This window comes from Actinocorallia herbida, assembly GCF_003751225.1.
Taxonomy (GTDB): domain Bacteria; phylum Actinomycetota; class Actinomycetes; order Streptosporangiales; family Streptosporangiaceae; genus Actinocorallia; species Actinocorallia herbida.
This window is the reverse complement of record NZ_RJKE01000001.1, coordinates 6,954,745-6,968,409: the sequence shown is the minus strand read 5'-3', so window position 1 is coordinate 6,968,409 and position 13,665 is coordinate 6,954,745. Positions and strand designations below refer to the sequence as shown.

Here is a 13,665-nt window from a genome sequence, read left to right as displayed (position 1 = left end):
CCCAGAGTGACGTCCGGTTAACGTGGGGGCCTTCCGTCAGGTCACTGGGTGGTTCGTCCGAAGAGCTTCTCGATGCTGCGCCGCTCCCGCTTCGACGGCCGTCCCGTGCCCCGGTCGCGGATGCCCACCGGGCCCGTCATCTCCTTCGGCGGGGGAGGCGGCGACTTGTCCTCGTAGCACTCGACCGCGACGGGCGCCCCCACCCGCTTGACGATGAGCCGCCCCACGATGACGATCCGCTCACGCCCCTCGACCTTGACCCTGACCTCGTCGCCGACCCGCACCGCCTGCGCCGGCTTCGCCCGCGCCCCGTTCACCCGCACATGCCCGCCCCGGCACGCGTCCCCCGCCGCCGACCGCGTCCGCAGCAACCGCACGGCCCAGATCCAGCTGTCGACCCGGACCGTCCCAGCCTCACTTCCCATGCCTTCACCCTAGCCACCGTCGCCACCGCTTTTTGAACCCGAAGGAGGCCGTCCCACGGGGGAGACGGCCTCCTTGCAGCGCGCTTAAGACAGGTTCTTCTGGCGGACGTCCCAGGCCGTGCCGCAAAGGCCGCAGTTCGGGCCGACGAAGAGGGACTTGGCCGCGGCGTCGCCCTTGAGCCGCCACTTCAGCCAAGCTGAGCCGACCCTGCCGAACTCACCGCCGTTCGGTTCCGCGTAGGTGGCCATGTGGCCTACGTCGAGGTTGCCCATGAAGGCGGGCAGCCCTGCGGGGAGCCGCGCCCAGTCGTCGAGCGCGTTGGGGTAGGCGATGTCGTCGGGGCCGCCGACGAGGTAGACGATGGGCCCGTGCAGGCGGGTGAGCCGGACGTTGTCGGCGTCGTCGAGCATGCCGCTGTTGAAGATGCCGGTGGTGGTCACCCTCGGGTCGGCGGAGGCCTCGTAGGCTTCCAGACCGCCGCATGACTGGCCCATCACGGCGACTTTCGTGGTGTCGATCTTGCCCCGGTACCTGCTGCCGAGGCGGGTGTTCTCGGCGACGGCCCAGTCGATCGCGTCGATGAGCATGTCGGCGTCGGTCTGCCCGAACCCGCCGGGCCGTCCGTTGGCGATCACCAGGAACCCGTGCGACGCGAACTCCTTCAGGATGTTCTCGAACCACGTCCCGTCGGCTCGGCACGCCCCGTTGCCCCACGCCACGATCGGCAGCTTCACCCCCGTGGGCAGGCTCGCGGGCCGGTACACGGTGTGGCCGGGCAGCCTCAGTGTCGTCTCGTAGTCCGCGGGATAGGGCCCCGACCCTCCGGTCGCCGCCAGAACGGGCGCTCCGGGCAGGTGAATCCCCACCAGCACCCCGAGCACCAGGGCGATCCGCCCCGCCGCTCTCCACGCTGCTCGCATCTCGGCCTCCGCACCGCGCCGGCGGCCCTCTTCCGGGTCCGCCTCTCACCGCCGATGCTCCGCCGCCCCCGGCCCCCTGCCATCCGCGAAACCACCGGCCGTCCCGCCGCCCGTCCCGGACCGCTCCAGGCACCCGGCACCCCGCCCCGGCCCGGCCCGGCAGGGCGCCGGGGCGGGGCGGCTGCTGGTCAGAAGCCGACGGTGGCCTCGAAGGCGTCGCGGGCCTGGAAGAGGCGGTACCAGCGGTCGGCGAGGGCGTCCGGGTCGCCTTCGCCGCCGCCGGGCACGATCGCGACGCCGACGCACAGGTGGCCGACGTAGACGCCTTCGGCGGCGAGGTCCCCTTGGACGGTGTTCGCCCACTGGCGCAGGCCCGCCTGGGCGATGGCGGCGTTGCCGAGCGCCGGGATCGGGAGGAACGTCGAGGCGCCCGTGGTGAACAGCAGGGCGCCCTCCCCGGCCTCGCGCATCGCGGGCAGGACCGCCGCGGCGGCGGTGAGCGCGCCGCCGACGATCAGGTCGAACTGGGCGCGGGCCGATTCCGGGGTGGTCTCCAGCGCTGCGGTGTACCCGAGCGCGGCGGTGTCGGGGAGCCCGCCGCCGTCGTGGGTCCAGGTGGCGGCGGGGCTGTAGGACAGGACGCCGATCGGGCCGAGGTCGGCGGCGGCGGACTCCAGCGCGCCGGTCAGGGCGGAGGCGTCGGTGACGTCGGCCGGGTAGACCCCCGCGGTGATCCCCTCGGCGGCCAGGGAGTCGGCGATCGGCTGGAGCTTGGCCCGAGTCCGGGAGATCAGCGCGACCGGGTGGCCGGCCGCGCCGAACCTGCGGGCGATCGCCCGGCCCAGGCCGGGTCCGGCACCGACGACGGCGATGGTGGAGGACATGCAGCTACCCCTCATTCGTTACGATTGGTAAGTATCCGCACCATAAGCACTCGTCAGGACCCGTACAAAAGGCACATCAATGTTCGCAAGCCAAGATCCAGACCCGCGCCTGGCAGCGGCCCGTACCGCGCCGCACCCCTGCGCGTCCTGGCCCGACAACGGCCAGGGCATCCGCGACACCATCGACCGCGTCGGCGACAAATGGTCCATCCTCGTGATCGGCATCCTCGGCTCCGGCCCCCTGCGCTTCGGTGCCCTCTACGAACAGGTCCCGGGCATCTCCCAGCGGATGCTCACCCTGACCTTGCGCCACCTGGAACGCGACGGCCTGGTCACCCGCACCTCCTACCCCGAGATGCCGCCCCGCGTCGAATACGCACTCACCCCCCTCGGCGAGGGCATGCGCGAGACCGCCTACGCCTTCGTCCAATGGGCCACCGACCACAACCCCGAGATCGAAGCCGCCCGCCTCGCCTATGACACGAGAACCACCAGGTAGGCGCGGTGCCGAACCCATGAACACTCAACGGGCAACAGTTCGACACCCCTGAAAGGCGCGGCGAGGCGGTGGGTCGGGGTCGCCGGTCGGCGTGCTGCGCCGACCACGGGGCCGGGCTTCAAGGCGCGGCGAGGAGGGCGGTCGGTCGGGATCGCGGGACGTGTGCCGCCGGTCACGGGCCGGGCCTTCGCCAAGGCCCGCCTCGTGCTGCTCCGCACCGCTGAGGGCCGGGAAGGGGGCTGGAAAGCCGAAAGCCCCCGTTGGTGAACGGGGGCGGTGCGGAACCCGGAGGGTGACCGTTAAGGCTTGGCTGGTGGACGATACTGGGATTGAACCAGTGACCTCTTCCGTGTCAGGGAAGCGCTCTCCCGCTGAGCTAATCGTCCTTGGAGGTGGAGACGGGATTTGAACCCGTGTGGACGGCTTTGCAGGCCGCTGCCTCGCCTCTCGGCCACTCCACCGCGAGGCGATGGCCTCTCCGAGCGGAAGACGGGATTCGAACCCGCGACCCTCACCTTGGCAAGGTGATGCTCTACCACTGAGCCACTTCCGCTTGTCCGACCTTGGGTTTCCGTTCCGTTTCCGGCCGGTTCCCCCTGGCGACATGGATAACCCTACAGGACTTCTGGACCTAGTGCGTACTCGATTGCGCCGGGGCGGCGCCGAGGGGCGTGCGGCCCGGACCGGGCGGCCCGGCGTAGGCCTGGACGACGTCGAGCCAGCGTGACGCGTCGGGGCCCGAGGCGTTGAGGGCGACGTCGTCGCGGTGGCGGCGGCGGACGGCGAGGAGGCAGAAGTCGAGTGCGGTCCCGGTGACGCGCTGGGCGGCGGTGCTCGGCCCCCAGGTCCACTGCTCGCCCGACGGCCCGGTCAGCACGACGTAGAACGGTTCGGCGGGCGGGGCCTGCCGGTGGACGGAGAAGGCGTAGTCGCGGGCCCGGACGGCGATGTGCGCGACGTGCCGGAGCCGGTGGGTCGGCGCGGGGGCGACGCCCAGGGCGTCGGCGACGTCGAGGCCGTGCGCCCAGGTCTCCATGAGGCGGGCGGTGGCCATGCTCGGGGCGGCCATCGGCGGGCCGAACCAGGGGATGCGCTCGCCGGGCGGCACGTCGCGCAGCGCGGCGACGGCGGCGTCGCGGGCTTCGCGCCACGCGGTGAGCGGGGTGCCCGGAAGGTACTGGGCGGGGTCGGCGCCCTGTTCGAGGAGGTCGGGGGTGGCCGAGCGCAGAGCCGCGATGAACCTTTCCGGGTCGGTGGCCGACAGGAGGGCCTGCCGGTCGGTCCAGGCGAGGTGCGCGATCTGGTGGCCGACGGTCCAGCCGGGCGCGGGGGTCGGCAGCGCCCACTGTTGGGGAGTGAGCGCGCTGACGAGCGCGTCGAGCGCGCCGTATTCGTCCCGAAGGTCGTTGAAGATCTGGTTCACGAGGCGGCCTCCTCCGCGTCGGCGACGGTCCGGGCGAGCGCTTCGCGCACCCAGCCGCCGTAGGTGGCGATCGCGGCCTTGGACTCCGGGAGGAGCCCGCCGAACATGGGGAAGACGTGGAGCTGGCCCGCCCAGGTCTGGAGGGTCGCCGGGACGCCGGCGTCGGCGAGCCGCCGCGCCATCACCTCGGCGTCGCTCACCAGCACCTCGCTGGAGCTGCAGCAGATGTAGGACGGGGGCAGCCCGGTGAGGTCGGCGTTGATGGGGGAGACCGTGGGGTCGTGCGGGTCGAGGCCGCCGAGGATCTCGGTGACGAAGACGTCGAGGAGCGGCATGACGCTGAACGCGTCGAGCGCGGCGGCGGGGTGGGCGGCCTTGGCGGTGAGGTCCATGTCGAGCATGGGCGACAGCGCGATGAGCGCGGCCGGGAGCGGCAGCCCCGCCTCACGGGCGAGGAGGGCGGTCGCGAACGTCATGTAGCCGCCCGCGGAGTCGCCGGAGAAGACGACGTTCTCCGGGGCGACGCCCTGGTCGAGGAGCCAGGTGTAGGCGGAGAGGCAGTCGAGGGCTTCCTCGGCGAAGGTGACGTCGGGCAGCATCCGGTAGTCGACGGACAGGGCGGGGATCCCCGCGGCCTCCGATAGGCGGGCGACCATACGCCGGTGCGTGTTGAGCCCGCAGGAGATCCAGCCTCCGCCGTGGAAGTAGAGGATCACTTTCGACCTGTCCCGGCCGACGCCCCTGCCGTGCACCCATTCGGCGCCGAACCCGTCGAGTTCCACCCGGTCGACGCGGGTGCCCCTCGGCGGCGGGACCTTCCCGGCGAGCCTGTCGATGGCCGCCGCGCGCTTGAAGTCGATGGGCCCTACCGGCACGCGGGCGAGCAGCCGTGTGGAGACGGCGCGCGCGCTCGCGTTGACGGCGCGGGCGCGCAGGCTGGCCTGCGCGTGCCGTTCGATGAGCAGCGTCACGCGATCCATGGGGTCTCCTCGGCCCGGGGTAGGGCGATGCTCGCATGCCGCTCCGGCGCTGCCTAGCCGGATGTGATGTAAATAACTACTTACCTCAGTGGCGGCCGTGCGGGACCCCGGTGGAGCCGGGGCATCGAGCGGCGGGCGCGCCGGGCGGGGCGTTGACCCGGGCGGGGTGGAGCGACCACGATGGCCGGTGTGACGTCCCTGTTCAAGGCACCGGCGCCCAAGGACCTCGCCCGTTTCGGGACGCGACTCGCCCGCGGGCTGACCGCCACCGCGCAGAATGTGCTGGAGGTCGCCAGGTTCGGGGGGTTGCGCACCGACGAGCAGGCGTCACCGCACGAGATAGCCGCCGAGCAGCGCGTCTACCGCCTGCGCAGGTACTTCCCCGAGGCGATGGGCGACAGGCCCGTGGTGCTGCTCGTGCCCCCGCTGATGCTCACCGCCGAGATCTACGACATCGCCCCCACCGCGAGCGCCGTCGGCGTCCTGCACGACCTGGGCGTCGATCCCTGGGTCGTCGACTTCGGCCACCCCGAGGACGAACCGGGCGGCCTCCAGCGCGACATCAGCGACCACGTCCTGGCCATCAGCGACGCGATCGACCGGATCCAGGAGATCACCGGCCGGGACGTCCACCTCGGCGGGTATTCCCAGGGCGGCATGTTCGCCTACCAGACCGCCGCGTACCGTCGCAGCCAGGGCATCGAGTCCCTGATCACCTTCGGCAGCCCCGCCGACCTGGACGCCGCGAACCCGTTCGGCGTCCCGACGTGGGTGCCGCGCCAGCCGTTCGTGGACCTGCTCGGCAGCCTCCCGGACCTGTCGATCCCCGGCTGGGTGACCCGCGTCGGCTTCCAGGTCCTCAGTCCCACCAAGTCGGTGCGCAACCGGCTGGAGTTCCTGCTCCAGCTGCACGACCGGGAGATCCTCGCGCCGCGCGAGCGGCAGCGCAGGTTCATGCAGGGCGAGGGCTGGGTGGCCTGGCCCGGCCCGGCGCTCGCGGAGTTCCTGCGCCAGTTCGTCGCGCACAACCGGATGCTGCGCGGCGGGTTCGTCATCGGCGACCGGCTCAGCTCCCTCGCCGACATCACCTGCCCGGTCCTGGCGTTCGTCGGCGAGGTCGACGAGATCGCGCCGACCGCGATGGTCCGCGGGATCGTCCGGGCCGCGCCGCGCGCCGAGGTGTACGAGGCGGCCCAGCGGACCGGACACTTCGGGCTCGTCGCCGGGTCGCACGCGGCGGGGACGACCTGGCCGATCGTCGCCTCCTGGGTGCACTGGCGCTCGGGCGAGGGGATGATCCCGAAGGAGATCGGCCCCGTGCGGGACGAGGAGCAGGGCATGCGCGGCAAGGTCGGCTACGGCCTCGAACTCGCCGTGCAGGTCGGCACCGGGGCCGTCAGGTCCGCGGCCGGGACCCTGGCGACCGCGGTGCACGCGCTCGTCGGGCTCGGCGAGGAGGCGGCCGAGCTGCTGCCGCGGCTGCGCAGGCTGGAGCGGATCGAGCCGGACACCCGCATGTCGTTCGGCCTCCTGCTGGACGAGCAGGCGCGCAAGCGCCCCGACGAGGTCCTGTTCCTGTACGAGGACAGGGCGCACACCAGGATCGCGGCGGAGCGCAGGATCGACGCGGTCGTGCGCGGCCTGCTGTCGCTCGGCGTCCGCCAGGGCGAGCACGTCGGGGTGCTCATGGCCAACCGGCCGAGCGCGCTGGCGCTGGTCGCGGCGCTCAGCCGGCTCGGCGCGGTCGCGGTGATGCTGCGGCCCGGCGGCGACCTCGCGCTGGAGATGGCGCTCGGCCAGGTGCGGCGGGTCGTCGCCGACCCCGAGCACGCCGGGCTCGTCGACGGAGCCGAGGTGTTCCTGCTCGGCGGCGCCGAGCGCGGCCTCGACGACACCGAGATCGCGGCCGACCTCGACAAGCTGGAGACCGACCTCGTGGAGGTCCCCGGCTGGTACCGGCCCAACCCCGGGCGGGCGGGCGACCTCGCCTTCATCCTCTTCGGCGGTGACGGCAAGGACACGAAGGCCACCCGGGTCACGAACCGCAGATGGGCCCTGTCGGCGTTCGGCACGGCGTCCTCGGCGGCGCTGTCCCCGGCCGACACGGTCTACAGCCTCGCCCCGATCTCGCACCCGTCGACGCTGCTCATGAGCATCGGCGGCGCGATCGCGGGCGGCGCCAGGATCGCGCTGGCCAGCGGTTACGACCCCGCGACGTTCTGGGACGAGGCGCGCCGCTACGGCGTCACCGTCGCGTCCTACACCTGGACGCTCCTGCACGGGCTCGTCGAGGCGCCGCCGCATCCGGGCGAGCGGCACCACTCCGTGCGGCTGTTCATCGGGTCGGGGATGCCGCGCGGCCTGTGGCGGCGCCTGGAGACCAGGCTCGCGCCCGCGCGCGTCCTGGAGTTCTACGCGGCGACCTCGGGTGAGGCGATCATGGTGAACCTGACGGGCAAGAAGCAGGGCGCGGTCGGCCGTCCGCTCCCGGGCAGCGCCCCCGTCCGGATCGCCAGGTACGACGTGGAACGCCAGGAACTCGTGTCCGGCTCCGACGGGTTCGTCGCCGAATGCGGTCCGGACGAGACAGGCCTCCTGCTCGCCGCCGGCGACTCCTCGCCCGACCCGCTGCGCGGCGTGTTCGAGCCGGGCGACTCGTGGATCGCCACCGGCGACCTGTTCCAGCGCGACGCCGACGGCGACCACTGGATGGTCGGCCGGACCGCCGAGGTGGCCAGGACCGCCGCGGGCCCGATCCCGTGCGGCCTGATCCGCGACACGATCGGCGACGTCCCGGGCGTCGACCTGGCCGTCGCCTACGGCATCCCGACGGGGCGGCACGACCTCCTCGCCGCGGCCGTCACGCTGCGCGCGCCCGTCGCCGCCGCCGACTTCACCGCGGCCTTCCCGCAGGCGGGGCCCGACCTCATCCGGATCGTCGACGAGATCGCGGCCAACCCGTACGCGCGCCTGCTCACCGCGGGGCTCCGCGCCGAGGGCGTCCCGGAGGAGAACGGAGGCATCGCCTACTACCGGGACGTGGCGGGCGAGTACCGGCCCCTCACCGACGCCGCCCGGGAGATCCTCCGGGCCCGCTAGACCGTCTCACAGGTCGTCGTCGGGCTCCTCCAGGCAGGCGCGGCGGATCAGCAGCCCGTCCGGGCGGAACTGGACGCCCGCGCCGAACGCCCTGGTGACGATCTTCCCGCTGGCCGCCGTGGTGAGCCGGGCCCAGCTCGCCAGCAGCGTCCGGGTGATCGGGATGGCGACGTGCACGAACCCGTCGGGCGTGGGCCTGCCGTACCGGTCGGCGAGGCGGACCAGCAGGACGCGCAGGCGCTGCGTGCCGTGGTGCGCCATCCGCAGCGCGTGCTCGTCGCGGAATTTCAGGGTGATCGCGTGCGCGAGCGCCCGGTAGACCTCGGGGTTCCGCTCGGCGAGCGCCTTGAACCGCTCGGGCTGGACGGCGGTCGCCCGGACGTCGGTGAGCGCGGTGATGTAGCAGAGCTGGCTCTGGTCGTCGGCGAGTTCCAGTTCGCCGAGGATCGTGCCGGGGCCGAGCAGGTCGAGGATCTGCTCCTGGCCGTCACGCCGCGCCCACACCTTGACCCAGCCGGAGTCGAGCACGCGGACCGCGTCCAGGACGGTGCCCTCGCGCATGAGGTTCTGGTTGCGCCGGTAGAAGACGCTCGAACCCACGTGGTGGATCTCGTGCTTGACGTCCTCCGACAGCAGCGACAGGAACATGGGGGATCAGCCTCCGGGGAGCTCGGGCCGCGCCAGCCATCGGCGCAGCTCGTGGGCGGTGCGGCGGCACCGGTCGGCCTCGTCGAGACGGCCCAGGCGGGTGTACGAGCGCGCCTGCGCGAGCAGGACGTCGATGCGCCCGCCCTGGTCGTCCACGTCGACGAGGACGGAGTCGGCGTGCCGGAACTGCTCCAGCGCCGCCTCATCGTCCTCCTTCCGCCCGAAGTGCTGCCGCTGCCGGATCAGGCCCAGTACGAGGCGCGCCTCGGCCTCGGCGGCCCCGTCGCCCAGGTCCTCGGCCCTGCGCAGCCCGTCCACCGCCTGCTTGTGCGCGTCTCCGAACCTGCGCAGTTCGAGCAGGATCGCGGCCCGGACGAGCAGCGCCGACGCCAGCGGGAACGGGGCTCCGCCGCTGCGCATGAGGGGCAGGGCCTCCTCGATGACCTTCAGCGCCCCGGCGTGCTCGCCCATGTGCAGGAGGATCCGCGCCCGCGTGTCGGCGACCCGGCCGAGCCCGACCCGGTCGCCCAGATGGTCGCGCAGCGCCTCGGCCTGGTCGCACGCGGCAAGGGCAAGGTCGATCTCCCCGGCGAGCAGGTGGATGCGGGCGAGCCCGCCGTGCGCGGTCGCGGTGCCGTGCGGGTGGCCGAGCCGCCGCCACGCCGCGAGGGCGGCCTCGCCGAACGTCCGCGCGTCCATCAGCTGGCGGAGGCGGCGCAGGGTCGTCGCCATCTCCTCCAGCGCCTGCGCCTCGCCGCTGCGGTCGCCGATCCGGCGGGCCAGCGACAGCGCCTGCTCCAGCTGGCTGCGCGACTCGTGCAGGCGGCCCCGCTGCTGGAGCACGATCGCGATCGCGGTGCGGGCGGAGACCTGGCCGCGGGGGTGGTCGATCTCGATGTGCGCGAGCAGGCCCGGATCGAGCTGGGCGAGCGCCCCGTCGAGGTCCGCCTCGTCCAGCAGGGTCCAGCCGAGCCAGATCCGCGCCCAGCCTTCCGCCTGGCGGTCGCCCGAGGCCAGCGCGAGGTCGACGGCCTTGCTGCCGTGCTCCCTGCCCTCCCCGTGCAGGCGAAGGTGCCGGCCGACCTTCGCCAGGATCGTGTGCGCGCGGGCCTCGCCCGTCGCGTCCTGGATGTCGCGGCTGAGCGCGAGTGCCTCGGTGGCGTCCCGGTGGGCCGGCTCGTGGTCGCGGCGGCCGTGCCGGATGTTCGCGCGGATCCGCAGCGCCTCGGCCTCGCCCCGCCGGTCGCCCGACGCGCGGTGCAGCGCCAGCGCCCGCTCGGTCTCCTTGAGCGCCTCGGGGTACCTGCCGAGGGTGCACAGGCTCTCGCCGAGCCGCAGCAGGACGTCGCCCTCACCGCGCCGGTCGCGGGTGCCCCGGTAGCGCTCCAGCGACCGCCAGGCGCTGCCGATCGCCGCGTCGTGCTGGTCGAGGAGCTGGTGCACGGCGGCGAGGTCGCCTTCCACGACGGCCTGGCCGTGCAGGTCGGCGAGGTCGGCGAACGCCCGGCCGGCCATCTTGGCGTACGCGAACGCCTCCATGTACTCGCCCACGGCCAGGTGGACGACGCCGAGGTTGCGCAGCATGTGCGCGACGGCCCTGGGGTCGTCGGCGAGCCGGGCGGAGCGCAGCCCGATCCGGTGCATGTCGATCGTGCTGCGGCCGTACCTGCGCAGCTCCAGGAAGTCGAAGCACGCGTCGGCCAGGCCGTAGGCGGCCTCGTGGCGGCCCGCCTCGGCGGCCTGCTTCGCCGCGGCGACGAGTCCGCGCAGCTCCCGTTCGAACCAGGCGAGGCCGTGCTCGCGCAGGTCGGAAGCGGGTGCCTCGGGACCCGGTCTGCTCTGGTGGAAGGCGCGCCGGTGCCTTCCGAGCAGGTCGCCGTGCTCGCGGGCGCCGTCGAGGAAGTAGGTGAGGACGCGGTCGACCGCCCCGTCCCGTTCGTCCTGGGCGTTCTCCAGCCGGACCCGGTCCAGCGCGAACTGCCGCAGCAGCGCGTGCCACCGGAACCGTCCGGCGTCCGCGCGGGCCACCAGTCCCGCCCCGACGAGTTCGGCGAGCACCTCGCGGACCTGCTCGACCGGCGCGTCCACCAGCGCGCTCAGGGACTCCTCGGAGAAGTCGGCGCTGGGCGTCAGGGAAGCGAACCGGAAGACACGGCGGTGCTCTTCGGACAGGCCCCGGTAGGCCACCATGAACGCCGACCTCACCCCCGCGGCCTCCGAGCCCGCCTGAAGGTCCGCCAGGCCCTCCGGCCTCGCCGCGGCGACCCGCACCGCGAGCGGGTTGCGCTCGCACAGCCGGGCCAGCTCCACCCGGGTCTGCGCCGGGGCGGCCGGCGCGATCCGCCCGACGAGGTCGGCCGCCTCGTCCTCGGTGAGCGCCCCGACCGGGATCTGCCGCCCGCCGAGGTCCGGCAGCGACCTGCCCGACGTGACGACCACCGCGCACGACGGCGTCAGCGGGAGCAGCTGCCGGATCTGGTCCTCGCCCTCGGCGTCGTCGAACACCAGCAGCAGATCGCGGTCGGCGACGATCCTGCGGTACAGCTCGGACAGCGCCTCCGCGCTGCGCGGCACGGTCTCTCCGGGCAGGCCCAGCGCGCGCAGGATCGCGCCGAGCGCCGTCGCGGTGGAGCGGCCCCGGACGTCGACCATGACCCGGCCGTCGGGGAAGTGCTCCTGCGCCGCGTGTGCGAAATGCGCGGCGAGCGCGGATTTGCCGGAGCCGCTCGGGCCGTGCAGCACCGCGATCCGGTGGCCCGGGGTGTGCAGCAGCTCCTCGCGCAGCAGGGCCAGCTCGGCGGCGCGGCCGGTGAAGTGCGGCACCTCCGGCGGCAGGACGGGCGGGCGTGGCCAGCCGAGTCCGGGCGGCAGCGTGGTCCGGCGCGACCTCGGTTCCGCGGGCTCGCCCAGCAGCGGCCTGCGGTGCGGGGTCACCGACCACAGGTCGTCGAACGGCTCGGCGATCCGGCGCAGCCCGGGCAGGTCGGTGATGCGCCGCCAGTGCGCGTCGAGCAGGCCCTTCTGCCGGAACCTGCTGAGTGTCCGGTTCGTCCGCGCCCGCGTCACACCGGCGTATCTGCCCAGATCCTCCTGAGTGAGGCCGATGTCCAGGAGTGCGCCGCCGCCGTGCGGGCGGCCGAACCGCTCGGCGAGCTCCACGAGATGGGCGGCGAGCTTCTGGTCGGCGCCGACCTCGGGGGCCAGCGCGAGCGCCAGGCGCAGGCCGTCATGGGTGCTGCGGTCGTCGAGGGTGCGCAGCACGGCGGTGGTGAACACGCGGTGCTCCTCGGCGAGCTGCCGGAACCGCGCCTGCGGCACCCGCAGCACCCGCACCTGGCCGCGCCCGACCGCGACGACGTCCGCCCGCTGCGGCTGGCCGGCGAGCAGCGGCAGGCCCGCGGCGTCGCCGGGGCCGAGCACGCCGAGCACCGACGCCTGGTTGGTGAGGGTCGCGCGGCGGATCTCCAGCGCGTGCCCGTCCCGCACGATGAGGACGTCCTCGGCCAGCCTGCTCTGCAACTGGAGTTCCGCGTGCGGTCCGTGCACGACGGTGCGGTGCTCGGTGTCGAGCCGGCGCTGGAGGTCGGCGGGCAGGCGGTCCCAGAAGCTCACCGGAGCGGTCATGCCACAAAGGAAGCACTTACCCTGGGCGAGGGGTGTGTCACCGGGCACGTCTGAGGGTGTACCCGTGGGCATATCGGATAATTCTGGGCGTCCGGCGGATAATTCCTACGACGAGAAGTGCGTGGCGAAGGCCGAGGAGATGCCCTCGATCGTCGTCCTGCCTTCCAGCGCGTTGAGCCAGACGTCGGGCAGGGCCGCCCGGCCGTGGCGAAGGCCGAGGAGGTTTCCGGTGATCGCCCCGGTCGAGTCGCTGTCGCCGGAGTGGTTGACGGCGAGGAGAAGGGCCGCGGGCAGGTCGTCGGCGTGGACGAGCGCGCAGTAGACCGACATGGCCAGCGCCTCCTCGGCGACCCACCCTTCGCCCAGCGACTCCAGCCGTTCGGCCGAAGGCGCGCCGTTCGACGCCGCGGCGACGGCGCCCACGATCGCCGACCGGGTCTCGCCGCCCTGCGGGTGCGCCTCCAGGAGGTCGAGGGTGTGCCCGACGGCACGGGCCACGTCGTCCCCGGAGAGCAGATGCCGCACGATCGCCGCGAAGGCCGCGGCGGCGAGGTGGCCCGTCGGGTGGCCGTGGGTCTGCGCGCCGCACTCGGCGGCGAGCGCGAACGCGCGCGCCGGACTCCAGGCCGGGACCAGGCCGAACGGAGCCGACCGCATCACCGCGCCGCAGCCCTTGGAGTCCGGGTTCGCCGGATGCCCGGGCGTGCCGCGGCGCGGGGAGGTGAGGCCGGAGAGGCAGGCGTTGCCGGGCGCCCTCTGCGCGTAGAGCCATACCGCGTCGGAGAGGCCGCCGTCGAGGTCGACGGTCCCGGCGTCCGGCAGGGTGACGGGGCCGCGGCCGGGGCCGCTGAGGCGCTGGGTGGCGTACCAGCGGCGGTGCGCGCGGTGCACGGACTCGGCGATCTCGCCGTCATCGGCTCCGGCACTGGCTCTGAGCAGGCCCTCGAGGGTGAAGAGGGTCATCTGGGTGTCGTCGGTGACGACCGCGCCGTCGACGCCGTAGCAGGGGAGCGGACCGGCGACCCCGTCCGGCCCGTGCGTCCCCCGGATCTGCGCGAGGGACTGGAACTCGACGCCCGCGCCGAGCGCGTCCCCGATCGCTCCGGCGACGACACAGCCGAGCACCTGCTCCTGATACGTCACGCTCTCACCGGTCATGGGT

10 protein-coding genes and 3 tRNA genes are annotated in these 13,665 nt (G+C 73.6%); 2 read left to right on the top strand and 11 right to left on the bottom strand.

Features of this window, described 5'->3' with window-relative positions; all coding sequences use genetic code 11:
• Window positions 1-41: 41 nt before the first annotated feature.
• The 3 genes from EDD29_RS31860 to EDD29_RS31850 all read right to left on the bottom strand — a co-directional run bounded on the left by EDD29_RS31860 (window position 42) and on the right by EDD29_RS31850 (window position 2,230).
• Complete coding sequence (locus EDD29_RS31860) at window positions 42-425, bottom strand: RNA-binding S4 domain-containing protein (protein ID WP_123667983.1); 384 nt, start codon at window positions 423-425, stop codon at window positions 42-44.
• A gap of 84 nt (window positions 426-509) precedes the next feature.
• Window positions 510-1,346 carry an alpha/beta hydrolase family protein gene (locus EDD29_RS31855; RefSeq protein WP_246053105.1) on the bottom strand — a complete coding sequence of 279 codons (837 nt, stop codon included), beginning with the start codon at window positions 1,344-1,346 and terminating at the stop codon, window positions 510-512.
• Between the two features lie 188 nt (window positions 1,347-1,534).
• The gene (locus EDD29_RS31850) at window positions 1,535-2,230 is read right to left on the bottom strand and encodes an SDR family NAD(P)-dependent oxidoreductase (protein WP_123667982.1); all 696 of its coding nucleotides are present in this window, start codon (window positions 2,228-2,230) and stop codon (window positions 1,535-1,537) included.
• A 79-nt stretch (window positions 2,231-2,309) separates the two neighbouring features.
• On the opposite strand from EDD29_RS31850, the gene EDD29_RS31845 reads away from it, so the two are divergent.
• Window positions 2,310-2,729 (top strand): winged helix-turn-helix transcriptional regulator, encoded by a 420-nt coding sequence (locus EDD29_RS31845; protein WP_123667981.1) that lies wholly within the window; start codon window positions 2,310-2,312, stop codon window positions 2,727-2,729.
• A gap of 311 nt (window positions 2,730-3,040) precedes the next feature.
• Here EDD29_RS31845 and EDD29_RS31840 read toward each other — a convergent pair.
• The 5 genes from EDD29_RS31840 to EDD29_RS31820 form a co-directional block, all read right to left on the bottom strand.
• Window positions 3,041-3,115 (bottom strand) — tRNA-Val (locus tag EDD29_RS31840).
• A gap of 1 nt (window position 3,116) precedes the next feature.
• A tRNA-Cys gene (locus tag EDD29_RS31835) sits at window positions 3,117-3,190 on the bottom strand.
• Window positions 3,191-3,210: 20 nt separating this feature from the next.
• Window positions 3,211-3,282 (bottom strand) — tRNA-Gly (locus EDD29_RS31830).
• Window positions 3,283-3,360: 78 nt separating this feature from the next.
• Entirely contained in the window at window positions 3,361-4,152 is a 792-nt protein-coding gene (locus EDD29_RS31825) for a TIGR03084 family metal-binding protein (RefSeq protein WP_123667980.1), read from the bottom strand.
• Entirely contained in the window at window positions 4,149-5,132 is a 984-nt protein-coding gene (locus tag EDD29_RS31820; RefSeq protein WP_123667979.1) for an alpha/beta hydrolase, read from the bottom strand. Before EDD29_RS31820 ends, EDD29_RS31825 begins: the two co-directional genes overlap by 4 nt.
• 180 nt (window positions 5,133-5,312) lie before the next feature.
• Between EDD29_RS31820 and EDD29_RS31815 the strand changes: the two genes are divergently transcribed.
• Window positions 5,313-8,231: an AMP-binding protein gene (locus tag EDD29_RS31815; RefSeq protein ID WP_123667978.1), complete on the top strand. Its 2,919-nt coding sequence runs from the start codon at window positions 5,313-5,315 to the stop codon at window positions 8,229-8,231.
• Window positions 8,232-8,237: 6 nt separating this feature from the next.
• Here EDD29_RS31815 and EDD29_RS31810 read toward each other — a convergent pair whose 3' ends face one another.
• The 3 genes from EDD29_RS31810 to EDD29_RS31800 form a co-directional block, all read right to left on the bottom strand.
• The gene (locus tag EDD29_RS31810; protein WP_123667977.1) at window positions 8,238-8,879 is read right to left on the bottom strand and encodes a Crp/Fnr family transcriptional regulator; all 642 of its coding nucleotides are present in this window, start codon (window positions 8,877-8,879) and stop codon (window positions 8,238-8,240) included.
• A 6-nt stretch (window positions 8,880-8,885) separates the two neighbouring features.
• Window positions 8,886-12,503, bottom strand: coding sequence for a tetratricopeptide repeat protein (locus tag EDD29_RS31805; RefSeq protein WP_148086162.1), 3,618 nt, complete (start codon window positions 12,501-12,503; stop codon window positions 8,886-8,888).
• 105 nt (window positions 12,504-12,608) lie between these two features.
• Complete coding sequence (locus tag EDD29_RS31800) at window positions 12,609-13,661, bottom strand: ADP-ribosylglycohydrolase family protein (protein WP_123667975.1); 1,053 nt, start codon at window positions 13,659-13,661, stop codon at window positions 12,609-12,611.
• Window positions 13,662-13,665: the final 4 nt, after the last annotated feature.